Source organism: Modicisalibacter sp. 'Wilcox' (assembly GCF_010993675.1).
In the GTDB taxonomy this organism is placed as follows: Bacteria; Pseudomonadota; Gammaproteobacteria; order Pseudomonadales; family Halomonadaceae; genus Modicisalibacter; species Modicisalibacter tunisiensis.
Window position 1 is genome coordinate 74,036 of sequence record NZ_WNXF01000007.1, and the last position, 24,756, is coordinate 98,791.

Genomic DNA, 24,756 nt, shown 5'->3' on the forward strand with positions numbered 1-24,756 from the left:
TTCTTTTCTGCGATAAACAATCCTTTTTTTATTCGTTCATGAATCGCCCTCCTTGCGGTTAGATACTGATATCTCATCAAGCCAATCATCCAGCTGGCCTCATGCGTCACTGCATCCGCAAGAAAGGAGTTCTCATGCTGCATCTTTCACCGACCATCAAGCACTGGCTGGCCCTGGGCGTCCTGGGGTCCTCGATCCTCTCGGGAAGCGCGCTGGCCAAGGATATCGAACTGCTCAATGTCTCCTACGACCCCACGCGGGAGCTCTACAAGCAGTACAACGCCTGGTTCGAGGATTACTGGAAGGAGCAGACCGGCGACACCCTTCAGGTCAAGCAGTCGCATGGCGGTTCCGGCGGGCAGGCACGCTCGATCATCGATGGCTCGCCCGCCGACGTTGCCACTCTCGCGGTCTCGGTGGACATTCAGGGTATCGTCGAGAACTCCAATCTGATCGAGCCCGGCTGGCAATCGGAACTACCTTATAACTCGGCCCCTTATACCACCGTTCAGGTGTTCCTGGTTCGCGAAGGCAACCCCAAGGATATTCACAACTGGGACGACCTGGTGCGCGAGGATGTCCAGGTCATCACCCCCAACCCCAAGACCTCGGGCGGCGCGCGCTGGAACTTCCTGGCAGCGTACGGGTGGGCACTGGATCAATACGGCAGTGAAGACAAAGCCCGGGACTACATCAACAAGCTGTACAAGAACGTCCCGGTACTGGATTCCGGCGCGCGGGGGGCGACCAATACCTTCGTCCAGCGCCATATCGGTGACGTCTTGATCACCTACGAGAACGAGGCGCTGCTGGCCACCGAGGAACTGGGGCCAGATCAGTTCGACATCGTGGTACCCAAGAAGACGGTGCTGGTCGAGACCCCGGTTGCGGTGGTCGACGCCAATGCCAAGAAACACGGCACCACGAAAGTTGCCACGGCCTATCTGGAAAAGCTGTTTGAACCCAAGGCCCAGAAAATTGCCGCGGAGAACTATTACCGCCCCCGCGACAATGACATTCTCGCCGAGTTCAGCGATCGCTATGCCGACGTCGACACCTTCACGGTGGAGGAAAAATTCGGCAGCTGGGAGAAGGCTCAGGCCAAGTTCTTCGATGATGGCGGCGTCTTCGATCAGATCTATCAACCCCAGGGATGATCATGACGCCCTTCGTGTTTACGCCGGGCCATGGGATGGCTCGGCGTCCTGACGTTGCATGCCCCATCAACGCGCACAGCAGCGAGGTACCGCTATGAGTGTCTTGGCGTGGCGACGCCCTTCGCTGATGCCCGGCTTCGGCCTGAGTGTCGGCTACACCGTGGTGTATCTGAGCCTGATCGTGCTGATCCCCCTCTCGGCGGTCTTCATCGAGACCTCGGAACTGGGCTGGGGGCGTTTCTGGGACACAGTGAGCGCACCGCGGGTCGTCGCGGCGTTGCAGACCAGCTTCGGGGCCTCGCTGATCGCCGCCACCATCAACGCCGTGTTCGGCCTGCTGGTGGCCTGGGTGCTGGTTCGCAACCCATTTCCCGGGCGCAAGCTCATCGATGGCCTGGTCGATCTGCCGTTCGCCCTACCCACGGCCGTGGCGGGCATCGCGCTGACCGCGATCTATGCCCCGACCGGCTGGATCGGCCAGTGGCTGCAGCCGCTGGGGCTGCAGATCGGCTATCAGCCGGCGGGGATCGTCGTGGCGCTGATCTTCATCGGCTTGCCGTTCGTGGTTCGCACCGTGCAACCGATCCTCGAGGATCTCGACCCCGAATTCGAGGAAGCGGCGGTCAGCCTCGGCGCCAATCGCTGGACCACCTTCCGGCGCGTCGTTCTGCCCGAACTCTGGCCGGCGCTGCTGACCGGTTACGCCCTGGCCTTCGCCCGTGGCGTCGGGGAGTACGGCTCGGTCATCTTCATCGCCGGCAACATGCCCATGGTCTCGGAAATCGCGCCGCTGCTGATCGTCACCAAGCTCGAGCAGTTCGAATATGCCGAGGCCACCGCCATCGCCGCCGCGATGCTGGTGCTGTCGTTCGTCATCCTGCTGTGCATCAACGGTCTTCAATGGTGGCGCACCAATCGCCACGCCGCGTAGCCAAGGAGATCTGTCAATGAAGATCACTACCGTCAACGGTTCGTCACCCACCGCGCATGCACGGCCGACTGACGCCAGGCAAGCAGCGTGGCCACGGATTGTGATGACCGGAGTGGCACTGGGCTTTCTGCTGGTCTTTCTGGTTTTGCCGTTGATCGCGGTGATGACCCAGGCCCTGGCCAAGGGATTCGGAACCTACATGAGTGCGCTGTCCGATCCGGCGGCCTTGCACGCCATCTATCTCACCCTGATCGTAACGGCCGTCGCCGTACCGCTGAACCTGGTGTTCGGGGTGGCCGCAGCCTGGACAGTCACCAAGTTCGATTTTCGCGGCAAGAGCCTTCTGGTCACGCTGATCGACCTGCCCTTTGCCGTCTCGCCGGTGATCGCCGGACTGATCTACATCCTGCTCTATGGGGCACATGGCTGGCTGGGGCCGTGGCTCGATGCCCATGACATCAATATCGTCTTCGCGCTGCCCGGCCTGGTGCTAGCGACACTCTTCGTCACCTTCCCCTTCGTCGCCCGTGAGCTGATTCCGGTCATGGAGGCCCAGGGGCGTGCCGAGGAAGAAGCGGCGCTGTCGCTGGGTGCCTCGGGCTGGCAGACGTTTCTGCGTGTCACGCTGCCCAACGTCAAGTGGGGGCTCATGTATGGCGTCATCCTCTGCAGTGCACGGGCGATGGGTGAATTCGGTGCCGTCTCCGTAGTCTCGGGGCATATCCGCGGCGAGACCAACACGATGCCGTTGCATATCGAGATTCTCTACAACGAATACCAGTACGCGGCCGCCTTCGCCGTGGCTTCGCTGCTCGCCTTGCTGGCGCTGGTAACCCTGGCCGCCAAGGCCTTCGTGGAATGGCGCGCCAGCCGTTCTCATGCCCTTTATGATTTGGAGGCCTCGCCGACATGAGCATCACCGCACGCGCTATTACCAAACGCTTCGGAGCCTTCACGGCACTCGACGATATCAATCTGGACGTCGAGAGCGGTGATCTCATCGCCTTGCTGGGGCCGTCTGGGTGCGGCAAGACTACGCTGCTGCGCGTCATCGCCGGGATGGAATTTCCCGACGAAGGCGCGGTCCTGCTCGATGGCGAGGACATGACCCATGCGCATATCCAGCGCCGCGAGGTCGGCTTCGTCTTCCAACACTATGCCCTGTTCCGGCATATGACGGTCTTCGAGAATGTCGCCTTCGGCCTGCGCTCGCGGCCGCGCCGGGAACGACCTTCCGAACAGGCCATTCGCCACAAGGTTCACGAACTCCTCGAGCTCGTTCAACTGGGGTGGCTGGCCGATCGTTTCCCCGCCCAGCTGTCTGGCGGACAACGCCAGCGCATCGCGCTGGCGCGGGCACTGGCCATCGAGCCGCGCTATCTCCTGCTCGACGAACCGTTCGGGGCACTCGATGCCAGCGTACGCAAGGAGCTACGCCGCTGGCTGCGTCATCTACATGACGAATTGCACGTCACCAGCCTGTTCGTGACCCACGACCAGGAGGAGGCCATGGAAGTCGCCAGCCGCATCGTGGTGATGAACAAGGGCCGCATCGAGCAGGTGGGCACCCCCGAGGAGATCTACGATCACCCAGCTACTCCATTCGTCTCGACCTTCATCGGTAACGTGAATGTCCTGAAAGGCCACATTAGCAATGGCAGACTGTTGTCCGGCGACTGGCAGTTGCCACTGGGCGAAGACACGCCGAGCGTGGCGAAGGGCGCGTCCATCACCGGGTATGTTCGCCCCCACGACATCGCACTGTTACGACCGCAAGCCACACCTGAAGCCGCCGGTCTGCCACGCGGCCGTGTGCATCATATCCAGCCGATGGGCGGCACCTATCAGTTCGAGATCGCCCCACTCGATCCGGTCGAGCTGCTCGACAAGTCGATTCTCGAGGTCGAGTTGTCGCGTCGCGATGCCGCCCACTTGAACCTCGCCGTGGGCGAGACCGTCGCCATGCAAGCGCTCACCATCCACTGGTACGAGACCGCCGTGTCGCAGGCTGACGGCGACAGGCAACAGGAAGAGGTATCGGCCGAGACACCTCGCCGAGCCGTCGCGACATAGCGATCGCTGACAGAGCGTGGTGCTCATCACGGAACGCTAACGGCGTCCTTGCCGGGCGCCGTTAGCGTTTCGGCTGACCGCGCATGTTGAATCGTTAGCGCGCCGCCAGCCCAGAAGCCGGGCGAACAAGATCAGCGGCCATTTCGTCGACTATCGGCCCGCTGACAAAGCCCAGCGAAAGACGCCTGAGGCGCGCCAGATCGTCACGCCGGTGAATATTCGGCCACCAGCTCGCGATGCCGCTGCGGTGCGCATCGTTTAACCAATGCGCCAGCCTTGAGTCGCCTATTGCCTCGTCTTCTAACGAGGCCCTTGCCAGCCCCTGCGGTGTGGCCCAGCGCACGCCAAGCTCATGAAGGCGTAACCAGACATCGCTCGCCAATTCAAGCGGAAGCTCATCGGCCAGCAAGGCGTACCCGCGGCGATGGAAACTGACCGCCGCCTCGCGCGCGTGCGGGTCACCCAGCAACGCCTTACCACGCTGACGCAGAATGATCCGCGACGGTCGCAGGCCCAAACGCTCCAGTAAGCTCTCGAATACCGCGCCGTGCGAGGACCCGACAGCCTGAATATGCCGGCTGTGAACGGAAACGATCAATGGCCGGGACGAATCCGAGTGGCTGTTGAGAAATTCCAGCGCCTGCAGCGTCCTCAGGAAGCGATCCAGAAAGACCACATCCTCCGTATTCCAGGTCAGGAAATAGAGCGCCTCGGTCGAGAGCGGCTGGCCCTGATCGGTCCGTATGTCGAGCCGTCCCTCGTAGGCGGCTGGCTGCATATTCTCCAGCTCCAGGATTGGCTGCAAGCAGGGATAAATTACATGATCGGCCAGCCGTGCCCACACCCGCCCCTTGTCATAATAGAACCGAGCGTAACGATTCAAGCTGGCATGTACGTTGAAGTCATCGAGATGAGCGTTGAAATAGTCGACGACGCGAGTCAGTGGCATGACCTGATACTCCTGAAAAAACAACGTTATTGTCCCCGCACCATTCCCCAGCGCCTGACGGTCAGCCGTTCGAAGGTATCGAAGATCAGGTTCTCGACCAGCAGGCCGATCACGATCACCACCACCAGACCGGCAAATACCTTGTCGGTGTAGAGTTCGTTACGGTTCTGGAAGATATACCAGCCCAGCCCGCCGCCACCCGAGGAAGCGCCGAACACCAGTTCGGCGGCGATCAGCGTGCGCCAGGCGAAGGCCCAGCCGATACGCAACCCCGCCAGCAGTGACGGCAAGGCGGCCGGGATCAGGATCAGCGCCACATACCGCAGCCCACGCAGGCCGTAGTTTCGCCCCGCCATCCTCAGGGTCTCGCTCACCCCCTGGAAGCCGGCATGAATGTTCACCGCCATGGCCCACAATACCGAATGAATCAGCACGAATATTAGACTGGCTTCGCCCAGCCCGAACCACAGCAATGCCAGCGGTAACAGGGCAATCGCCGGCAGCGGGCTGAACATGGAGGTCAGCGTCGTCAACAGATCTCGACCAATGCGCGTCGATACCGCCAGGGTGGTCAGCCCCAGCGCCAACAGCGATCCCAGGGCGTAGCCCTTGATCAACACACTCAGTGATACGCCGATGCGCGCCAGCAACGGGCCAGCGAAGAGACCGTCCCATAGTGCCCGTACCGTGGCACTCGCGCCGGGCAACATGAGCGGATTGCCTTGATAGCGAGCCGCGCCTTCCCAAAGCAGCACGAGCCCCACCAGGATCAGCGCCTTGCGCACGGCCGGCAGACCCCATAGGTGCTGCCAGCGGCTGCGTTGGGCCATCAGATCGCGGGTATCGATCGGCGGCAGCTCATAGAGCCGGTCAGGCCTTTCCCCCCGTTCTTCGGCGGGCACGGAACGTAGCGTCATGATCGAGCCTCCCGCGTTACCGCATCGTCGGCTTTCGCTTGATGCTCAAAGAGCAGTTGATGAATCCGCTGAGTACGTGCTCGCGTCGCCTCGCTACCATGGTTGTTCAAGGTATCCTCCTCGCAGCCAAGCTCGGCACGGACACGCCCCGGATGAGGCGACAGCAGCAGGATACGGTTGCCGATGACCTGAGCCTCCTCGATAGAATGAGTGACAAACAACAGGGTGAAGTGCACGTCATCCCACAAGGCCAGTAGCTCTTCCTGCATCTTGCGTCGGGTCAAGGCGTCGAGTGCGGCGAAGGGCTCGTCCATCAGCAGTATACGTGGCTGCATGGCCAGCCCCCGGGCGATCGCCACGCGTTGCTTCATGCCACCAGACAGGGTATGCGGATAGGCATCAGCGAAGCCCGACAGGCCGACCTTTTCCAAGGTTTCCAGAGCGCGAGTCTCGGCGGCATCCCGCGCCAGGGTCCTGGACGCGAGCAGCGGAAACATCACATTCTGCTTGACGGTCTTCCAGGGCGGCAGTTGATCGAATTCCTGAAATACCACGATACGATCCGGCCCGGGGGCGTGGATCGAGCGTCCATCGAGTCGGATCTCGCCCTCCACCGGGGCAAGAAAGCCGGCCACCGCCTTGAGCAGTGTCGACTTGCCGCAACCCGATGGCCCCAGCAGCACGAAACGATCGCCCTCCTGCACATTGAAACTGACCTGCTGAGCGGCCTTGACCACATGTCGCGCCGTGCGGTACTCGAGGCTTACGTTATCCACCGCCAGCCGCGGCTGTTCCGGCGGCGACGGCGTCTGTTGCGGCGCCTCGGCGGCTGGCCGTGGCGCGAGCGCGTCGGGCGTCTTGAGTGTGTCGGGCTTCTTGAAAGCGTCGAGGGTGGCCATGTCAACTCCCTTCCCAGTCATGCGCCTCGGGGAAGAAGTAGTCCTTCCAAGAGGCCGGTGAATGCCGAATGGCGCCTACGTCATGCAGAAATTTCGCCAAGGGATAAGTATTGTTCGGTACCGGCGAGAAGTTGATCGCATCGTCGGTAATGATGTCCTCGAGGAAATCGTTATCGAGCTTTGAACCGGTCACTCGCTTGTAGGTCGCGACTGCTTCGGCCGGATGATCGGCAATGAATTCGCTGGCCTGTTGCAGCGCGTCGAGAAACGCCTGATAGAGCTCGGGGTTATTCTTGCGATAGGCGGCCGTGGCATAGAGCAGTACCGGCGATACCGGCCCGCCCAGGATGTCGTAGGAATCGAGCACCTTGTGCACATCGGGGTCCGCCAGTTCCTGATACTGATAGGGCAGGTTGGAGAAGTGCGCCGTCAGTTCAGTGCCGCCGCTCACCAACGCATTGGTGGCGTCCGGATGCGGCAACGACACGGTCAGGTCATCCAGCTTGGCGTAGTGTTGCTGCCCGAATGCCTTGGCAGCTGCCATCTGCAGAAAGCGCGCCTGAACCGAGACCTTGACCGCCGGCACGGCAATGCGATCGTGCTCGCTGAAGTCGGCCAGCGTCTTGACGTCGGGGTTATTGGTGACCAGATAGGTCGGAAAGTTGCCCAGCGAGGCAATCGCCTTGACGTCGAGGCTGCCTCGGGTGCGATCCCAGGCCGTCAATAGCGGCCCTACCCCGGCGGCGGCGATGTCGATGCTGTCGGAAAGCAGCGCATTGTTGACGTTGGCGCCCCCTGAAAGCTGCTTCCACTCGACATCGAGCTCGATGCCGGCCTGCCTGGCCTCCTTCTTCAACAGGCCCTGGTCACGAATGACGTGCAGCGGAAGATAGACGATGCCGTACTGCTCGGCGATACGGACCGTCTCGGCAGCCTGAGCCTGAGCGCAAGCCGCCAACCCCATGCCCGCTACGCCAAGCGAAACCAGGCCGGCCGTGAATAGTCGATAGCGGGTTGGCCGTGTCATGTTCGCGTCTGTCATATCGTCTCCTGGTAAATGCATCTTCATCAGAACTGACAGCCTATCGAGCTGCCACAACCGCCAGCCAATCACTTATTTCGCAATGCTTTTCAAAAAATATGGGTTGGCTTCGCGCAGTTACATAATCTGCCAGTGGCTGATTAGCTAATCGAATATCGGTATTTTTCAACGCGTCCAATTCGATCAAGGATAGACACCAAGGCTTCAGCTATCCGGCATCCGTTATCTCCACCAGAACGTTGCGAGGCAATCACACCATGAGCTATCAATCGTTTCGAGTCATTCCAAGCGCCGGACATATCGGTGCAGAAATTCAAGGCCTTGACCTGAGCAGTGAATTGACACCACTGCAGTGGCGCGAGATTCATAAAGCGTTTCTCGATTATCAGGTACTTTTCTTTCACGACCAGCACCTGACGCGTGATCAGCACATTGCCCTGGGCAAGCATTTCGGTGAACTTCACATCCACCCGATGGTCAGCGGTCCCGAGGGTTACCCGGAAATTTTTCCGATCGAGGCGAACAAGGATTCATCGGACAATCCCCGCGAGGTCAAGGCAGGAAAGCGAGCCGTCAACGGCAATGACTGGCATTCAGACGTTTCCTGCGACGAGCAGCCGCCATTGGGCAGCATCCTGTATCTGAAGGAAGTGCCAGCCGCCGGAGGCGACACGCTATTCGCCAGTAGCTACGCCGCCTTCGAAGCTCTTTCGCCGGCCATGCAGCGTTTTCTGGAAGGACTTACCGCCCGCCATTCCGGAGAGGCCAATTACCGCTATCGCTACGGCAATCAGCGTCCTCAGAATCGCGAATGCTTCGGTTATGCCAATGGCAGCGAATACCCGGAAGCCATTCATCCGGTGGTGCGCACCCACCCGGAAACGGGCCGCAAGGGGCTTTTTGTCAACCGTGGATTTACCGCCGAAATTCTCGAACTGACCCCGTCGGAAAGCGAAGCGCTGCTGGAGTTTATTTATCGGCATCAGGAGACCCCGGAGTTCACAACACGCTTTAGCTGGCGCAATAACTCGCTTGCCTTCTGGGACAATCGCTGCGTTCAGCACCGAGCATTATTCGACTATGCCGGAAAGACCAGGCGCGGTGAACGAGTTACTATCAAGGGAGACCGTCCCTTTTTATCTCTTGATTCAAAGAATCAACACTGGGATCTAGTCGGCTCCTAAACTTGGCTACGGGAGGCATGACATGGCAATAATTATTAATGAAAAATGCCACTATCTTATCGTACCCGGATGGAAAGGCTCAGGTTCAGACCACTGGCAAAGCCATTGGCAAGCCGTTCTACCCCAAGCCTCGCGCATCCAGGTGACTGACTGGGATCTGCCCCGCTTCGATGATTGGATTGAGGCGATCGAGCGTGCCGTTTCCAGACTCGAAGGACCGATAGTGCTCATCGCACATAGCCTGGGCTGTATCAGCATTGCCCATTGGACTACGCGATCAGCGTTCACATACAAAATAGCCGCAGCCATGCTGGTGGCCCCCGCCGATGTAGAACAAGGGCCGGCAAGGAGAAACCTGAAAGCCTTTGCCCCCATCCCCGGAACCCCGTTACCTTTTACGAGCCTGGTGGTGGGATCGACCAACGATTGGTCGGCATCTAGACAGCGAATAGAACACTTCGCCAATGCCTGGGGAAGCATCTGCCATATTATCGCCAATGTCGGCCATATCAATGTTGAATCGGGGCACAGCCATTGGCCTGAGGGACTTTATCTCTTGAGCCACCTGACCCGAGAAATCGCACCAGAAACACCTGGCACCCATTACTGTGAGGACCAGCATTCACGATTTAGAACGGCCAGATCCGTGGGATCAGCAGCAGCGAGGTGATCCCCACCAGCACGCTCAGCGGCCCCCCGACGCGCAGGAAGTCGCCGAAGCGATAGCCGCCCGGGCCGTAGACCATCAGATTGGTCTGGTAGCCCAGCGGCGTCAAAAAGCTCGCCGAGGCGGCGAACATCACCGCGATGGCGAACGGCATGACGCTCACCCCCAGGCTCTCGGCGCTGGCGGTGACGATGGGAAAGGCAATCACCGCCGCGGCATTGTTGGTCACCACTTCGGTGAGCAGCGCGACCAGCACATAGGCGCCGATCAGCATCAGGTAAGGGTCGCCGCCGGCCAGCGTCATCGCCTGCTGCGCCACGGCCGCCGCCGCCCCGGAACTCTCCAGCGCCGCGCCCAGGCCGAACGACGCGCCGATGGTCAGCAGCACCTGGGTATCCAGACCGCGCTTGGCCGCGCCCACCGAGCAGCAGCGCGTGAGCAGGCTCGCCAGGGCGCCGAGCATCGCCGCATTGAGCATGCTCAATACGCCGAAGCTGGCCAGCACCACCACGCCGACGAGGATCGTCCACGCCAGCCAGGCCTTTTCGTGCACCGGGCGCGCCTGGCCGTTGACCTGGCTGATCAGCAGGAAATCCCGCGACTGGCGATGGCGCTCGATGAATGGCGGACGCACTTCCAGAAGCAGCACGTCGGCCGGCTGCAGGCGAATCTGCCCCAGGTTGCCGTCGACCCGCTCGCCGTTGCGGCAGACTGCCAGCACCGCGGCGCCGTAGAGCGTGCGGAAGTGTCCCTCGCGGATACGCTGGCCGATGAACTGGCACTGATCGGAAACCACCGCCTCGACCAGCCGGCGCTCGCGAAAATCCTTCTGCAGGTTCGACTCGCCGAGGCTCGACGGCCGCAGGCCGCGGAACTGCTGCAGTTCGATGGCCGCCTCGCTGGTGCCGGCGAACACCAGCCTGTCGCCGGCCTTGAGCTTCTCGCCCGGACCGACGACGCTGACCACGTTGCCGCCGCGCTCGATCTCGACCAGGAAGAGGCCACGGAGATGACGCAGCCCGGCCTCCTCGACCGTCTTCTCGACCAGCGGGCCCTCCGGGTCGACCGCCATCTCGATGGTGAACTCGCGCGGATTCTCGAAGGCCTGGGCGGCGCTGCGCCGGTTGGGCAGCAGCCAGCGACCGGCGAACAGCAGATAGCCGAGCCCCACCAGCGCCACCGGCACGCCGACCCAGGCGATGTCGAACAGGTGTAGCGAGGCCTGCGGGTAGCGCGCGGCGAGCAGGCCGTTGACCACCAGGTTGGTGCTGGTGCCCAGCAGTGAGCAGGTACCGCCGAGAATCGAGGCGAAGCTCAGCGGGATCAGGAAGCGATGGGCCTTCAGGTCGAGCCGCCGGCTCCAGCTCATCACCGCGGGCACGTAGGTCGCCACCACCGGGGTATTGTTGAGGAAAGCGCTCATTGCCGAGACCGGCAACAGCAGTCGTGCCATGGCACCGGACTCGCTGCGGGGACGCCCCAGCACGTAGCGGATGATCAGATCCATGCCGCCGGTCTCGCGAATGCTGGCGACCAGCACGTACATGAACGCCACGGTGAACAGACCGTCGTTGGAGAAGCCGGCCAGTGCCTGCTGCGGGCCGATCACGCCCAGGGTCAGCAGAACGATCACCCCACCGAGCAAGATCATATCGGCGCCGATACGCGTCGTGCCCATCAGCAGGAACACGATGGTGACGGTCGCGAGCGAGATCCAGGCATCGGGAGACATGGCGGTCCTGCGGCTGAAAGAGATTCAGTCCGCATTTTGACCGCCCTGCTTTATATCATGAAGTTATTTGTGGAAATTTGGCTAGACCTTAATCGCCTAAGCACTTTCAGTGGACGGCGGCTTCGCCCCGCCCAGTCCCCACCAGGCCCTGAGCGACTGAGTGGGCATCGTCTGGCGACGCTCGGTCTCGGGGAGCAACGATTCGGCGTCGACATCGGCCGTTTCGTCGTTCGGCGGATTCGCCTCGAGCTGCTCCAGCCGCGTAAGCACCCACGGTGGGTTGACCTCGGCAGGAATGCACACCAGCCCGTGACGCTGCATCCATTCGCCCGCCCGAATGCTGCTGGTATAACGCAGCAGCGGTGCCGAGGCGACCATGCCCAGCAACACCGGTGACAGCCACCAGAAGAACAGCGGTGCGAAGTAATAGCTGACGCCGCCCCAGAGCAGGCCCAGCAGGGTCATCGCCCCGGTGCGCCGCCACGCCACGCTCCACGGGATCAGGCGACCGCCGCGGACCTGCGAGCTCCACGACACGGTGCGTCCGGCCAGCACGCTGACCACGAACCAGGCGTGGAAGGCCATCATCAACGGCGCGATGAGAATCGAGAAGAGCACCTCGACCAGCGCGCTGAACGCCAGGCGAACGCCACCGCCGAAATCGCGACGTCGCTGGAGCAGGCCGACGATCACCCCGAGCAGCTTGGGCAGCAACAGCATCAGCACGGTGATCACCAGCAGCGAGGCGATCATCGCCACCTTCGATTCCGGCCATTCGGGGAATAGCTGGTAGCCCTCGTTGAAGAAGCGCACCTTGGCGACTGCCCGCACCACGGCGTCGACGGTACTCAGGCCCAGCATGATCAGCCACAGCAGCGAGGCCATGTAGGCCAGCGCACCGAGCAGGAAGTGCAGGCGGTTGATCGGATGTAGCCCGCGCGCGAGCAGCAGGCGCAGATGCTGCATGTTGCCCTGGCACCAGCGGCGGTCGCGCTTGGCGTAGTCGACCATGTTGCCCGGCAGTTCCTCGTAGCTGTCCTCGAGGCCGGCGTGGAGCCTCACCTCCCAGCCGGCGCGTCGCAACAGCGCCGCTTCGACGAAGTCGTGGCTGAGGATCTCGCCGCCCATCGGCGCCTTGCCGGGCAGCGGCGGCAGCCCACAGTGGTTGACGAAGGCCTCGATGCGGATGATCGCGTTGTGCCCCCAGTAGTTGGCGGTATCGCCCTGCCAGACACTCTGTCCGGCCGCCAGCATGGGGCTGTAGAGCGTGGCGGCGAACTGCAGGAAGCGGCCGAACAGGGTGTTGGAGCGCGCCGGCAGCGGCACGGTCTGCAGCAGCCCCAGCCGCGGGTTGGCCTGCATGGTCGCCGCCAGGCGCACCAGGGTCTCCCCGCCCATCACGCTGTCGGCGTCGAGCACGATCATGCTCTCGTAGGCGTCGCCCCAGCGGCAGCAGAACTCCGCCAGGTTGCCGACCTTGCGGCCGATGTTGCGCTCGCGACGCCGGTAGTAGAGCGTCAGCCCGCCGGGCATGCGCTCGCTCAGCGCCGCCGCGGCGCGACGCTCGGCGTCGGCGATTTCCGAATCGGTGGTGTCGCTTAGCAGGAAGACGTCGAAGGCGTCGGCCTTGCCGGTGGCCGCCAGCGAGTGGCAGGTCGCCTCGAGCCCGGCGATCACCCGGGCCGTGTCCTCGTTGTAGACCGGCATCACCAGGGCGATGCGCCGGTTCGGGTCGAGGGTTTCCGACAGCGGCGCGGCCCGCTTGAGGGTCAGCGGGTCACGCCGGGTGATGACGACCAGAAAGCCCGCGATCGCCGACCAGAACGACATGGTCAGCCAGGCGAACATGCACACGAACAGGCCCAGAATGGCGCCTTCCAGCACCGTCAGGCCGTTGGCGCGCAGGATGTCGAACATCATATAGGCGCCCTGCAGGCTGGTCACGATCGCCAGGGTGAAGAACACCAGCCGCCGCAGGCCCAGCATCGGCATGCGCTGGGCCGGCGGGGTCGAGCGACCGGCCGTGCTTGCTTCGGCAGGCGCGGCGATCGACGATGAGGTCGACTCCGGCCGCTCCTGAAGCGCGACATCGGGGGACGTGCCCACGCCCTGGCTCACCCCCGGGGCGCGGGGATCAGTTTCATAGGACATCGGGATTCCACAGATAGCTCCAGGTTTCGGTCAACCGCTGACCACGCAGCGTCAGGGACAGCTGCATGTCGGCGGACGCGTCTTGCGGGTCCAGCGTGAACGCGGCTCGCCAGGTGTCGCCGTCGGGCAGTGGCCGGACGCGAAGATCGCTGACCTTGCCCTGGCTGACGTTGAGATCGGCCTGCACCGGCTGCGAGGCATCCAGCCCGTCCAGCTCGCCGCCGCGGAAGTCGACGATGAAGCGCCGCAGGGTGTGCGGCGGCGGCTCGGCCTGCCCCGGGTCCGCCGCCCAGCCGTTGCGCATGCGGATCGCGCGGCCCAGCGTCTCGCCGGGCACGGTGGCGTCCCGGGTGGCGAGGCGGTAGCGATAATGGCGGGTCTGGCCGGCCTTGAAGGGCGTATCCGGCACCCAGTAGGAGATGATGTTGTCGTGGATGGTGCGCTCGGTGGGGATCTGGACCAGCTCGACGCCGCCCTCGCCCCAGTCGCCCTCGAGCGGGTCCACCCACAGACTGGGACGACGCTGGTAGGCGGCATCCAGGTCCAGGTAGTGCTCGAAGTCGCGATCCTGCTGCATCAGGCCGAAGCCGCGCGGGTTGGTGTCGCGCAGCTGGGTGACGTTCAGCGACGGCGGGTTGGACAGCGGCCGGCGAATCCACTGCCCGCTCGAGGTGTTCATGAGCAGGCCATCGGAATCGTGTGCCTCGGGCCGGTAGTCGTCGAAGTCCTCCAGGCTGTTCTCGCCGTGCAGGAACATGCTGGTCAGCGGCGCGACGCCGAGCTTGCCGACATCCTGGCGGGCGAACAGCCGGGCATCGACATCCACCACGGTCTGGCGACCGGCATGCACATCGAACCGGTAGGCGCCGGTGACCGAGGGGCTGTCGAGCAGCGCCAGCAGGGTCATGGTCGAGGCATTGGGCTCCGGGCGTACCAGCCAGAAGGCCCGGAAGGTCGGGTACTCCTCGCCGCCCTGGGTCGCGGTATCCACCGCCAGCCCGCGGGCGGACAGGCCGTAGCGCTGCCCGCGCCCGACGAGCCGGAAGTAGGAGGCGCCCAGGAAGACGGCGATCTCGTCCTTGTAGTCCGGCGTGTTGACCGGATAGTGCAGCCGCAGGCCGGCGAAGCCCAGCTTGGCGGGATCGATCTTCTCCACCTTTTCCTTCAGCGCCGCCGACTCGCCGCGGTATTCGAACATGCCGGGGTCGAAGGCCAGATCCTCGATGCGGCCGCCCTTGAGCACGTGCATCTCGACCGGGTTGTCGTAGAGAAAGCCGGGGTGGAAGAACTGGACCTCGAAGAGCCGGTCATCCCGCCACAGGGCATGCTCGGGCCGGAAGCGAATGTCACTGTAGGTGTTGTGATCGAGCTCCTTGAGAAAGGCAGGCAACCTGGATTGCGGGGCCTGATAGTCGCCGTCGGCAAGCTTGCGGGCCCGCTCGACGACATGCTCGAACAGCGCCTGGGGTGTCCAGTCCTCGCGGGGGGACGGGTCCGGCGACGAAAGCGGAACCTGCTCGGCGGCCCTGGCCGGCGCCGAATCCGTTCCGCCAGAGGGCGTTTCCTGGGCATTGGCCACCGGCAGGCCCGCGCACGCGAGCCCCAGCGCCAGATAGTGCCACACATTCATGGGCGTTCCTCATTCCCAAAATTGACAATGCGTCCCTTCCGTTCACTGCCCACAATATAGCGGTTTGGCACTCGCTGCGCGTTCGCGCCATGATGGGCCTTCCCCATGCCGGCCGGTGGCGGTCACCGGCGAGGAGTCGTCCCCTGTCTCGAGGCCTGTTGATTCTTGTCGTCGTCGAAGGCTGGCTGCTCGCCCTGAGTCGCCTGGCCCCCGCCATGACCGGCGGCGGATGGCCGGCGCTCGAGGGGCTGTGGCTGGTCCTGGCGCTGTGCCTCGCCGGCCCCGGCCTGCGCCGGTGGCTGGCCTGGCCGGCGGCCTGCGCACTGGGGCTGGCGACGCTGCTGGCCCTGCTCGATGACCTGTCCCGACTGAGCCTGGGGCGCGCCTTCAACCCGCTGCTGGATGCCAGCCTCGTTGGCCCAGCCTACCATCTGATGGTCGATAATGTCGGTAAGTTCCTTGCGCCGCTGCTCCTGTGCGCCGCCGGGGCAGCCATCCTGGCGCTGACCTGGGGCGGGGCGCATCTGCTGGGCCGGCTTCCGACCGCGACGAGCCGGCCACGACGCGGCGCGCTCGTCGCCCTGCTCGTGCTGTCGTTGCCCGTGGCGGCGTCGGGTCACGCTGCCACCCCTCTGATGACCCTGGTCATGCGCCACTGGCAGCAGGGCGTGGAGACCCGCCAGGCCTGGGCCGCCTTCCGGCAGCAGCTCGCCGACGGCCACGCCCGCCCGGCCGCGGCGCTGCCGGGGCTGGCCGGGCGCGACGTGAGCCTGGCCTTCATCGAGTCCTACGGGGTCTCGGCCCTGTTCGACCCGCGCTATGCGCCCGTCATCGCTCCCCGGCTGGCGGCCATGCAGCGCCGCTTCGACGCCGCCGGCCTGCACGTCGCCACCTCGCGGCTGACCTCGCCGGTGCAGGGCGGCCAGTCCTGGCTGGCCCATGGCACGGTCATCAGCGGGCTGTGGCTGACCAGCCAGCGGCATTACGACCTATTGCTGACGCGCGACAGCCCGACCCTGATCGACGATTTCCGGCTGACCGGCCACAGGAGCGTGGCCATCATGCCGGCGATCACCGCGCCCTGGCCGGCCGGTCGCCGGCTGGGCTACGACATCCGCCTGGCCGCCCGGGACATCCCCTACCGGGGACCGGCGCTCAACTGGGTGACCATGCCCGACCAGTACACCTGGCGGTTCTTCGCGGACTACCGGCGCAGCCAGTCACGGCCGCTGTTCACCGAACTGGCGATGATCTCGAGCCATGCGCCCTGGACGCCGATTCTGCCGCTGCTGGATGACTGGGATGACCTGCAGGAGGGGCGGCGCTTCGACCGCTGGGCGACGGCCGGGCCGGCACCGGAAGTGCTGTGGCAGGACGCGGGGGACGTGCGTCGCCACTATATCCGCGCCATCGACTATGCCCTGGCCGCGATGGCCGGCTTCGCCGAGCGCTACCTGGGCGAGCACCAGCTGCTGATCGTGCTCGGCGATCACCAGCCGGCCCCGCTGATCACCGGCGACAAGGCCAGCCGCGACGTGCCGATCCACGTCATCAGCCGCGACGTCGCGCTGATCGCCCGCTTCGAGGCGGCGGGCTTCCGGCCCGGCCTGTGGCCGAGCGACGCGCCGGCGAGCCGGCGCCAGGATGCGCTGCGCGGCCTGCTGCACCGGCTGTTCGGCGCCCGCTCCCGGCAGGGCATCGCAGTTGGCTCTGACAAGGGGCTATCGAAGTGAGTTTACCAACGCCTGATCCGTCGACAGGTCCCGGAGCGCCGGACCGATGAGGGGTGCTGTGAACCCCGGGAAGCCGACCCGGCTCAGAAATCCACCACCAGATCGCCCTTGGGCCGGCTGCAGCAGGACAGGATGTAGCCCTCGGCGATATCCTCGTCGGTGATCCCGCCGTTGTGGTCCATCTCCACCTCGCCGGACTTGAGCCCCACCCGACAGGTGCCGCAGATGCCCATGCCGCAGGCCTTGGGGATGTGCAGCCCCAGCTTGGAGGCCGCGGCATGCACCGTCTCGCCCGGCTGGATACGCACGCTCTTGCCGGTGCCGGTGAATTCCACCTGCACCATGTCGCTGTAGTCGAGATCCTCGGCTTCCGCCTCGGCCTGCTCGGCCAGCTCGCGCACGTCCTCGCGCACATCCAGCGGCGTGGCACCGAACGACTCCTGATGGTAGTGCGCCATGTCGAAGCCGTTGCTGCGCAGAATCTTCTTGACGGCGTTCATGTAGGGCGTCGGTCCGCAGCAGAAGATCTCGCGCTCGAGGTAGTCCGGCACCATCAGCTCGAGCATCGCCTGGGTCAGGAACCCCCGGTAGCCGGTCCAGGCCTCGCCGATGTCCGACTTGTTCTCGCAGACCACGTGCAGCTTGAACTCGGGCAGGCGCGAGAACATGTGCACCAGCTCGCGATGGAAGATCACGTCGCCCGGCGAGCGCGCGCTGTGGACGAACTCGACGTCAATGTTGGCATTGGTGTCGAAGAACCAGCGCGTCATCGACATCAACGGCGTGATGCCCACGCCGCCGGACAGCAGCAGCACCTTGTCGGCCGGGTGATCGATGGCGTTGAAGTCGCCCACCGGTCCGTGCACGGCGAGTTCGTCGCCGACCTTGAGGTTGTCGTGCAGCCAGTTGGACACCTTGCCGTCGGGCAGGCGCTTGACGGTGATCGAGAAGCTGTAGGGAATCGATGGTGAACTGGAGATGGTATACGAGCGCATGATCGGCTCGCCCTCGATCTCCAGCTCCAGGGTGACGAACTGCCCGGGCTTGAAGAAGAACAGCACCGGCTGCTCGGCCATGAAGCAGAAGGTTCGCACATCCAGGGTTTCCTGGATCACCTTGACGCAGCGCACCCGGTGGCGGCCATTGGTCCAGGTCTGAGTGGTAACCGGGTTGAAGAAGTTCATTGTCATTGCTGTCTCTGCCTGCCGGATCGTGAGCTGCCGGAACCCTGGCCCGCGAGGGCCGCGACGCCGCCCTCGATCTCGTCCCCGAGGGATCGCCGTACGGCAATTCTGGGTAGGCGCGCGCCGGGCCACTTGTCTGGCAACGACGCACGCATGCCCGTCAGGCCATGCACCACCGCGCTGCGCGACGACCACGTCGCCCTGAATATCGGCTCGTGTCGCCTCCAGACAACCTCGTCCTCGACCGCTCCGCCACACTCGGCACAAGCCGAGGTGACAACAGGACGTCGCCCGCCGGTACCACGCCTCTCGATTTCTCGACCCACACGACCCTAATCGCCGTCCTCGGGGGAGGCCGCGATGCATGAGGATTCCACGCCATGGACCTGATAGCCCAGACTGCCTTCGATGACCCACTGGCCAACGTCAAGGAGGCCACCGCCAACCTGCTTCACGAACGCGACCGGCACTTCTCGCTGCCCCAGGCGTTCTACAATGACCCGCGGCTGTTCGCGCTCGACATGCAGGAGATATTCACCAAGGAGTGGCTGTTCGCCGGCATGACCTGCGAGATTCCCGCCAAGGGCAATTTCATGACCGTCGAGGTCGGCGACAACTCGGTGATCATCGTCCGCGGGGCGGAGGGCCGGATTCACGCCTTCCACAACGTCTGCCGTCACCGGGGCTCGCGGCTCTGCGTCAAGGACAAGGGCAAGGTGGCCAAGCTGGTCTGCCCCTACCACCAGTGGACCTACGAACTCGACGGCCGGCTGCTGTTTGCCGGCACCGACATGGGCGACGACTTCGACCTGTCACTCTACGGGCTCAAGCCGGTTCACGTGCGCAGTGCCGGCGGCTTCCTGTTCATCAGCCTCGCCGAGCAGCCGCCGGCCATCGACGACTTCCTGGCCACCCTCGAGACGTATCTCGAGCCTTACCGGATGGACGAGGTGAAGGTCGCCGCGGAGTCGAGCATCGTCGAGCAGGCCAACTGGAAGCTGGTGATCGAGAACAACCGCGAGTGCTATCACTGCAATGGCGCACATCCGGAACTGCTCAACTCGCTGCAGGAATTCGACGACACCGACGACCCGCGCGCGACCGAGTCCTACAAGGCGCTGGTGGCACGCAAGCAGGCCGACTGGGAGGCCGAAGATGTGCCCTGGCAGCTCGCCCGCATCGGCAAGCGCAACCGCCTGACGCGCACCCCGCTGCTCGACGGCACGGTGTCGATGACCCTGGACGGCCAGCCCGGCTGCCGGAAGCTGATGGGACGTCTGACCAGCCCCGACATGGGCTCGCTGCGCATCCTCCACCTGCCCAATTCCTGGAACCACTTCATGGGCGATCACGCGGTGGTCTTCCGGGTCCTGCCGCTGGGGCCGCAGCGTACCCTGGTCACCACCAAGTGGCTGGTGCACAAGGATGCCGTCGAGGGCGTCGACTACCAGCCCGACGAGTTGCGCCGGGTATGGGACGCCACCAACGATCAGGATCGCCGCCTGGCCGAGGAGAACCAGCGGGGCATCAACTCCGTGGCCTACCAGCCCGGCCCCTACTCCGAGACCTATGAGTTCGGGGTGATCGATTTCGTCGACTGGTACAGCGAACGCATGCTCTCCAACCTCGGTCATGCCCCGGCGCTGCACCTGGCCCGCGGCTGACGCCCCGCCGACAGCCCCACCGCTTCCCGTGTCGCGCACGGCATTCCGCCCGGCCACCAGGCCGGGCTTTTTCGTGGAGCGTGCTTCCACACCCTAAACTCCGCGATGCATCGGCCGATAACTCCCCACGGGGGCAACGAGCCCGACTCGTCATCGCCCCCTTCATGGCCCCGGAGAGGGCCAGTCACGCCAGCTAAAGCCAAGACAAGGCAGGATTCCAGCGTCACCGCACGCCGGCGCGGCGGCGCCCGACGCAGCGGCGCCCGACGCAGCGGCGCCCGACGCAGCGGCGCCCGACGCGACGACATGGAAATTCCTGCCGCAAACGATACCGATAACGCCACACCCCCTTGATGCAGGAGTCCCACTTGTCATGAGTCGCAACATCCTGACCAGACGCTGGTCGTCGCTCGGCCTGCAAGCCAAGGTCATGATCCTGGTCCTGGTGCCCCTGATGCTCGTCACCAGCGGCCTGGTCGCCCTCACCATCCTCGATCGCATCGACGACAACCAGAAGACCCTGGCCGAAGAGCGCCAGATGCTCATCGATGCGCGCAAGCAGTCGGTCAAGAATGTGGTCGAGACCGCCAAGTCGGCAATCGAGCCGATCGTCGCCGAGGCCGGTCCCGACGACCAGGCCGCCAAGGAGCGTGCCAAGGACATCCTGCGCCGACTGCGCTTCGACGGTAACAACTACGTCTTCGTCTACGACTACCAGGGCACCAACCTGGTCCTGCCCCACAATCGCAAGCTGGAAGGGACCGACATGCTGGACAAGGAGGATGCCCAGGGGCACTTCCTGGTCAAGGACATGATTCAGGTCGCCAAGAACGGCGGCGGCTTCTATCAGTACCTGTGGCCCAACCCCAATACCCGGCAGCCGGAACCCAAGTACTCCTACGCCGCCGGTATCCAGAAATGGGGCTGGATGCTCGGCTCCGGGGTCTATGTCACCGAAATCGACCAGGCCATGGCGGAGATTCGTGCCACCGCCGCCGCGGAACTGCGCACGGCGATCATCCGGGTGGTCCTGCTGGGCCTGGGCATGCTGGTGATCGTGGCGCTGGTGGTCGGCTACCTGGTCCGGCGCACCGTGCGGCCGCTGCGCGAGACCGCCGAGGCCATGAAGGACATCGCCAGCGGCCGGGGCGACCTGACCCGGCGCCTGCCGGTACGCAGTGACGACGAGATCGGTGCGCTGGCGACCCAGTTCAACGCCTTCGTCAGCCGCATGCAGGAAACCCTGCGCGAGGTTCGCGCCAGCACGCGCAGCGTGAGCCAGGCCGTCGGCCACATCGCCCACAGCAGCCAGGAGCTCTCCAGCCGCACCGAACAGGCCGCCGCCAACCTGCAGCAGACGTCTTCCTCCATGGAGGAGATCACCGCCACGGTCAACCACTCCTCCGAGTCGGCCGCCCAGGCCAACCAGCTGGTGCAGTCGACCAGCCGTGTGGCGCAGGACGGCGAGACCGCCATGGGTCAGGTCGAGCAGACCATGCGCGACATCAATGGGTCGGCCGAGAAGATCAGCGAGATCATCACCATGATCGACTCGATCGCCTTCCAGACCAACATCCTGGCGCTCAACGCCTCGGTCGAGGCGGCGCGGGCCGGCGAGCACGGTCGCGGCTTCGCGGTGGTCGCCGAGGAAGTCCGCTCCCTGGCCAGCCGCTCCAGCGAGGCCTCCAAGGAGATTCGCGAGCTGATCGACACCTCGACGCGCCATACGCAAACCGGCGCCGACCTGGTGCGCAATGCCGGCGAGACCATGCGCGAGATCGTCACCAGCGTGACCCGGGTCTCCGACGTGATCGCCGAGATCAGCGCCGGCGCCAAGGAGCAGAGCAGCGGCATCGGCCAGATCAACACGGCGGTCGCCGAGATGGACACCATGACCCAGCAGAACGCCTCCATGGTCCAGCAGACCTCCATGGCCGCCGAGGACATGCGCCATCAGGCCGAGAACCTGTCCCGCCTGATCAACCACTTCGTGCTCGGCGACGACACCGCGCCCGCCGCCCCCGCGCTGGGGTCGACGCGCCGGCCGTCCACCGCCCTGCCGCCGGCCCGCGAGTCATCCCGCTCCCGCGCCGAGCCGGCTCGGGAACCGGAAGAGGACGCCTGGGAGTCCTTCTGAGCCACCGGTCCGCCGGGCACGGCCCGGCGGACCGGCTGCCTGTCACGACGAGGCCGCCGGCCGGCCCGCCCTGGCCGGCAGCGCCGCGAAGAAGTCGCGCCACGCCAGCGGGCGCTGGAAGTAGTAGCCCTGCAGCAGATCCGCGCCCATCGCGCGCAGAATCTCCACCTCCTCGGCAGTTTCCACCCCCTCGATGACCACGCCGCGGCCCAGCCGCTTCACCAGGTAGAGCAGGCCATCCATGATGCCGCGGGCCTCCTGCGCGTCGCGATCGCTCAGGCCGGCGATCAGCGAGCGGTCGATCTTGATGCTCGAGAAGGGGATCTCCTTGAGGAAGCTGATCGAGGTGTAGCCGGTGCCGAAGTCATCCAGGGCCACCCGGAACCCCGCCCGACGCAGCCGGGTGATCTCGGCGGTCAGCGTCGAGCGATCGAGCAGCTTGACGTGCTCGGTCAGCTCGAAGGAGATGCGCCCGGGATCGATGCCGTGGCGGGCGGTCAGGGCCAGGGCCGTGTCCACGAAGCGCCGCGTGTAGAGCTGCTTGGGCGAGAGGTTCAACGACAGGTAGTCGAGCTGCGCCAGCGCCGGCTCGTCGGCCAGCCGCGCGAGCACCGTCTCCAGCGCCCAGTCGCCGAGCTTGATGATCAGGTCGCTGGCCTCGGCGATGGGAATGAACACGCCGGGGCTGATCGGCCCGCGCTCGGCATGCTCCCAGCGCAGCAGCACCTCGCCGGCGCACCAGCCCCGACGCTCGAGCGAATGGATCGGCTGGATCGCCAGGCTCAGGCCCGCCCCGCCCGCCGCGAGCGCCTGTTCCAGCAGGTTGGAAAGCTCCGCGTGATACGTCTGGGCGTCGAGCATGGCGCTCGTGAACTCGACCAGGCTGTCCTCGCGATCCTCCTTGGCGGCATACATGGCGGCATCGGCGCACTTCAGCAGCTGTGCGGCGCTCCGGGCATGCAGTGGATAGTGGGCGAGGCCCATCGAACAGCCCAGCGTGTACTCGTTGCCGCCGACCTCGAAGGGGCGCTTCAGGGCTCTCAGCAGCAGCTCCGCCAGCTCGTGGCAGGGGGTTTCCCGGCCGCAGAGAATCAGGAACTCGTCGCCGCCCATGCGCCCCACGGCCGGCTGGCGTCCCGCGCTCTCGCGCAGACGCGCGGCGAACAGGCGCAGCAGCGTATCGCCCTGGGCGTGGCCGAAGGCGTCATTGATTTCCTTGAAACCGTTGAGATCGATGTAGATCGCCGTGAACGGCTCGCCGTCGCGAATGCGCTCGTCGAGGGCGGCGAGCATCGCCTGGCGATTGTAGAGGTTGGTCAGTGCATCATAGGTCGATTCGCGACGCACGCGGCGAATCTGGCGCTGCTTGATGCGCAGGTGGACCCAGGCCCCCGGGGCGCCGGTGATCAACAGCAGGCTCAGCCCGCCGATCAGCCATCCGGCCCAGCGCGACACCAGGCCCGGCGTCTCGCCCAGCACCTTGACGTCGACGCCCTCGGGCAACCGGTCAAGCAGCTGCGGCTCCAGCGACAGCTGCTGGGGCACCATCAGCGGGGTCGGCGAGCCCGCCTCCCGAGAGACACGCCGGGCCACCTGCTGCGAGAGGCTCGCCACGTTGACGAACGAACCGCCCACGCAGCCGAAGGGGGTCAGGTAATCCAGCGCGCAGAAGACATCGCCCAGCTGCCGGCGAAAATGTGACGCCAGCGAGTCGACGGCGTGATGAGTCGCCAGCTGCAGCGGCGCATCCAGCGCCACGATCGCATACTCCGAGGCATCGACATCGTCGTCGTACAGGGAACGCCAGGTGCGAGCCGCCACGCTCGCGAATCCCATCGCCTCCACCCGGGGCATTATCTGGTGGCGGAGGCGCAGGCCGGCGCGGGTCGCCGAATGCACCAGCAGCAGCCGGTTGCGGCCGCTGATCTCGCGCGCCAGCTGCACGGTATCGATGACCGCCGAGTGGGTATCGGCGAGCACCACGCCCTCGCGCGCGGCAACCTCGGCCAGCCCGGGATCGTTGACCCCGATGGCAATCGGGTGCCGGTCGGGGAACCAGCTCGCGTACTCGCGATAGAAGCGCAGCGCCGGGTCATCGAGCAGGATCACCCGGTCGTACGGCGCCAGGCGGTTGCCGTTGCTGTAGAGCGCGAAGTTCTTCAGGTAACGGGCACGCGGCAGGTCGCGGGCATCCAGATAGTGGACGCGCACCCGGTTGACCTTGCCGCGCAGGTAATAGGTCAGATTGCTGACCAGGCTGTCCGTCCATTCGTCGCCGTCATGGTACGAGGCCAGGATCAGCACGTTGCTGACTGGATGGCCCGTCGGCACGGCCGGGGGCGGCACCTGCGCCAGCCCCGGCCTCGCCAGGGTCAATGCCATCAGGCCGAGAACGAGGAGAAGCCCAGCTTTCATCGCATGCCTGTGGGGTCGATGAATGAGACAGGCGGCGAGGCTTGCCCACCGCCAGCACGAGAGAACGCATGCCGCGTGGCGAAAGCCGCGCATTATAGGTCCCGGCCGCCGGCGATGCCACGCTTGCATGGCGACCGACAGGGCCATCGCAGTTAGCGTTGTCGGCTCGGGACTGAGCCGTCGACAAGCCTGCGAGGGGGCGCTGTGACCCCCTGCCTGGGCGCTACCGACGCCATCCCCGGCGTCGGACCCTCTCTTCGGCCTGCCCCCGGCCCCCCTCGTCATGCCTAA

18 protein-coding genes are annotated in these 24,756 nt (G+C 64.8%); 9 read left to right on the forward strand and 9 right to left on the reverse strand.

Annotated features, from left to right (window positions below; genetic code table 11):
- Positions 1 to 134: 134 nt before the first annotated feature.
- The 4 genes from G7A98_RS08425 to G7A98_RS08440 all read left to right on the forward strand — a co-directional run bounded on the left by G7A98_RS08425 (position 135) and on the right by G7A98_RS08440 (position 4,161).
- Positions 135 to 1,157, forward strand: a complete 1,023-nt coding sequence (locus tag G7A98_RS08425; RefSeq protein WP_163649217.1) for a sulfate ABC transporter substrate-binding protein — start codon at positions 135 to 137, stop codon at positions 1,155 to 1,157.
- A 94-nt stretch (positions 1,158 to 1,251) separates the two neighbouring features.
- Entirely contained in the window at positions 1,252 to 2,088 is an 837-nt protein-coding gene (gene cysT / locus G7A98_RS08430) for a sulfate ABC transporter permease subunit CysT (RefSeq protein ID WP_163649218.1), read from the forward strand.
- Positions 2,089 to 2,191: 103 nt separating this feature from the next.
- Positions 2,192 to 3,001, forward strand: coding sequence for a sulfate ABC transporter permease subunit CysW (gene cysW / locus G7A98_RS08435; protein WP_224416648.1), 810 nt, complete (start codon positions 2,192 to 2,194; stop codon positions 2,999 to 3,001).
- Positions 2,998 to 4,161, forward strand: coding sequence for a sulfate ABC transporter ATP-binding protein (locus G7A98_RS08440; protein ID WP_163649220.1), 1,164 nt, complete (start codon positions 2,998 to 3,000; stop codon positions 4,159 to 4,161). The genes cysW and G7A98_RS08440 overlap by 4 nt, the downstream gene beginning before the upstream one ends.
- A gap of 94 nt (positions 4,162 to 4,255) precedes the next feature.
- Here the strand turns inward: G7A98_RS08440 and G7A98_RS08445 are convergent, their stop codons facing one another.
- Genes G7A98_RS08445 through G7A98_RS08460 form a run of 4 tightly spaced genes read right to left on the reverse strand, consistent with a single transcriptional unit; the run spans position 4,256 to position 7,968 of the window.
- On the reverse strand, positions 4,256 to 5,110 hold the full coding sequence (locus tag G7A98_RS08445; protein ID WP_163649221.1) for a hypothetical protein: 855 nt from the start codon (positions 5,108 to 5,110) through the stop codon (positions 4,256 to 4,258).
- Between the two features lie 26 nt (positions 5,111 to 5,136).
- Positions 5,137 to 6,027 carry an ABC transporter permease subunit gene (locus G7A98_RS08450; protein ID WP_163649222.1) on the reverse strand — a complete coding sequence of 297 codons (891 nt, stop codon included), beginning with the start codon at positions 6,025 to 6,027 and terminating at the stop codon, positions 5,137 to 5,139.
- The gene (locus G7A98_RS08455) at positions 6,024 to 6,926 is read right to left on the reverse strand and encodes an ABC transporter ATP-binding protein (RefSeq protein ID WP_163649223.1); all 903 of its coding nucleotides are present in this window, start codon (positions 6,924 to 6,926) and stop codon (positions 6,024 to 6,026) included. The genes G7A98_RS08450 and G7A98_RS08455 overlap by 4 nt, the downstream gene beginning before the upstream one ends.
- Before the next feature lies 1 nt (position 6,927).
- Positions 6,928 to 7,968 (reverse strand): ABC transporter substrate-binding protein, encoded by a 1,041-nt coding sequence (locus G7A98_RS08460; protein ID WP_224416647.1) that lies wholly within the window; start codon positions 7,966 to 7,968, stop codon positions 6,928 to 6,930.
- A gap of 257 nt (positions 7,969 to 8,225) precedes the next feature.
- On the opposite strand from G7A98_RS08460, the gene G7A98_RS08465 reads away from it, so the two are divergent.
- Positions 8,226 to 9,152 (forward strand): TauD/TfdA family dioxygenase, encoded by a 927-nt coding sequence (locus tag G7A98_RS08465; RefSeq protein WP_163649224.1) that lies wholly within the window; start codon positions 8,226 to 8,228, stop codon positions 9,150 to 9,152.
- Between the two features lie 22 nt (positions 9,153 to 9,174).
- Positions 9,175 to 9,822, forward strand: coding sequence for an alpha/beta hydrolase (locus tag G7A98_RS08470; protein ID WP_163649225.1), 648 nt, complete (start codon positions 9,175 to 9,177; stop codon positions 9,820 to 9,822).
- Here G7A98_RS08470 and G7A98_RS08475 read toward each other — a convergent pair.
- The 3 genes from G7A98_RS08475 to G7A98_RS08485 all read right to left on the reverse strand — a co-directional run bounded on the left by G7A98_RS08475 (position 9,782) and on the right by G7A98_RS08485 (position 15,332).
- Complete coding sequence (locus G7A98_RS08475; RefSeq protein ID WP_163649226.1) at positions 9,782 to 11,551, reverse strand: SLC13 family permease; 1,770 nt, start codon at positions 11,549 to 11,551, stop codon at positions 9,782 to 9,784. The genes G7A98_RS08470 and G7A98_RS08475 overlap by 41 nt on opposite strands.
- A 96-nt stretch (positions 11,552 to 11,647) precedes the next feature.
- Positions 11,648 to 13,702: a glucans biosynthesis glucosyltransferase MdoH gene (mdoH, locus tag G7A98_RS08480; protein ID WP_163649227.1), complete on the reverse strand. Its 2,055-nt coding sequence runs from the start codon at positions 13,700 to 13,702 to the stop codon at positions 11,648 to 11,650.
- The gene (locus tag G7A98_RS08485; RefSeq protein ID WP_163649228.1) at positions 13,692 to 15,332 is read right to left on the reverse strand and encodes a glucan biosynthesis protein; all 1,641 of its coding nucleotides are present in this window, start codon (positions 15,330 to 15,332) and stop codon (positions 13,692 to 13,694) included. Before G7A98_RS08485 ends, mdoH begins: the two co-directional genes overlap by 11 nt.
- A 158-nt stretch (positions 15,333 to 15,490) precedes the next feature.
- Between G7A98_RS08485 and G7A98_RS08490 the strand changes: the two genes are divergently transcribed.
- Positions 15,491 to 17,065, forward strand: coding sequence for a hypothetical protein (locus G7A98_RS08490; protein ID WP_163649229.1), 1,575 nt, complete (start codon positions 15,491 to 15,493; stop codon positions 17,063 to 17,065).
- An 83-nt stretch (positions 17,066 to 17,148) separates the two neighbouring features.
- Here the strand turns inward: G7A98_RS08490 and G7A98_RS08495 are convergent, their stop codons facing one another.
- The gene (locus G7A98_RS08495; RefSeq protein WP_163649230.1) at positions 17,149 to 18,255 is read right to left on the reverse strand and encodes a hybrid-cluster NAD(P)-dependent oxidoreductase; all 1,107 of its coding nucleotides are present in this window, start codon (positions 18,253 to 18,255) and stop codon (positions 17,149 to 17,151) included.
- 374 nt (positions 18,256 to 18,629) lie between these two features.
- Here G7A98_RS08495 and G7A98_RS08500 point away from each other — a divergent pair, with 374 nt between their 5' ends.
- Together G7A98_RS08500 and G7A98_RS08505 are read left to right on the forward strand one after the other, a co-directional pair.
- Positions 18,630 to 19,913 (forward strand): aromatic ring-hydroxylating dioxygenase subunit alpha, encoded by a 1,284-nt coding sequence (locus G7A98_RS08500; protein ID WP_163649231.1) that lies wholly within the window; start codon positions 18,630 to 18,632, stop codon positions 19,911 to 19,913.
- 373 nt (positions 19,914 to 20,286) lie between these two features.
- On the forward strand, positions 20,287 to 22,050 hold the full coding sequence (locus G7A98_RS08505) for a methyl-accepting chemotaxis protein (RefSeq protein WP_163649232.1): 1,764 nt from the start codon (positions 20,287 to 20,289) through the stop codon (positions 22,048 to 22,050).
- Positions 22,051 to 22,092: 42 nt separating this feature from the next.
- Here the strand turns inward: G7A98_RS08505 and G7A98_RS08510 are convergent, their stop codons facing one another.
- Positions 22,093 to 24,465: a bifunctional diguanylate cyclase/phosphodiesterase gene (locus G7A98_RS08510; RefSeq protein WP_163649233.1), complete on the reverse strand. Its 2,373-nt coding sequence runs from the start codon at positions 24,463 to 24,465 to the stop codon at positions 22,093 to 22,095.
- Positions 24,466 to 24,756: the final 291 nt, after the last annotated feature.

Bases quoted from the DNA above. Each gene is read 5' to 3' on its own strand.
- G7A98_RS08425 (WP_163649217.1), top strand. From the start codon at position 135: ATGCTGCATCTTTCACCGACCATCAAGCACTGGCTGGCCCTGGGCGTC.
- cysT (WP_163649218.1), top strand. From the start codon at position 1,252: ATGAGTGTCTTGGCGTGGCGACGCCCTTCGCTGATGCCCGGCTTCGGC.
- cysW (WP_224416648.1), top strand. From the start codon at position 2,192: ATGACCGGAGTGGCACTGGGCTTTCTGCTGGTCTTTCTGGTTTTGCCG.
- G7A98_RS08440 (WP_163649220.1), top strand. From the start codon at position 2,998: ATGAGCATCACCGCACGCGCTATTACCAAACGCTTCGGAGCCTTCACG.
- G7A98_RS08445 (WP_163649221.1), bottom strand. From the start codon at position 5,110: ATGCCACTGACTCGCGTCGTCGACTATTTCAACGCTCATCTCGATGAC.
- G7A98_RS08450 (WP_163649222.1), bottom strand. From the start codon at position 6,027: ATGACGCTACGTTCCGTGCCCGCCGAAGAACGGGGGGAAAGGCCTGAC.
- G7A98_RS08455 (WP_163649223.1), bottom strand. From the start codon at position 6,926: ATGGCCACCCTCGACGCTTTCAAGAAGCCCGACACACTCAAGACGCCC.
- G7A98_RS08460 (WP_224416647.1), bottom strand. From the start codon at position 7,968: ATGACAGACGCGAACATGACACGGCCAACCCGCTATCGACTATTCACG.
- G7A98_RS08465 (WP_163649224.1), top strand. From the start codon at position 8,226: ATGAGCTATCAATCGTTTCGAGTCATTCCAAGCGCCGGACATATCGGT.
- G7A98_RS08470 (WP_163649225.1), top strand. From the start codon at position 9,175: ATGGCAATAATTATTAATGAAAAATGCCACTATCTTATCGTACCCGGA.
- G7A98_RS08475 (WP_163649226.1), bottom strand. From the start codon at position 11,551: ATGTCTCCCGATGCCTGGATCTCGCTCGCGACCGTCACCATCGTGTTC.
- mdoH (WP_163649227.1), bottom strand. From the start codon at position 13,702: ATGTCCTATGAAACTGATCCCCGCGCCCCGGGGGTGAGCCAGGGCGTG.
- G7A98_RS08485 (WP_163649228.1), bottom strand. From the start codon at position 15,332: ATGAATGTGTGGCACTATCTGGCGCTGGGGCTCGCGTGCGCGGGCCTG.
- G7A98_RS08495 (WP_163649230.1), bottom strand. From the start codon at position 18,255: ATGACAATGAACTTCTTCAACCCGGTTACCACTCAGACCTGGACCAAT.
- G7A98_RS08500 (WP_163649231.1), top strand. From the start codon at position 18,630: ATGGACCTGATAGCCCAGACTGCCTTCGATGACCCACTGGCCAACGTC.
- G7A98_RS08505 (WP_163649232.1), top strand. From the start codon at position 20,287: ATGAGTCGCAACATCCTGACCAGACGCTGGTCGTCGCTCGGCCTGCAA.
- G7A98_RS08510 (WP_163649233.1), bottom strand. From the start codon at position 24,465: ATGAAAGCTGGGCTTCTCCTCGTTCTCGGCCTGATGGCATTGACCCTG.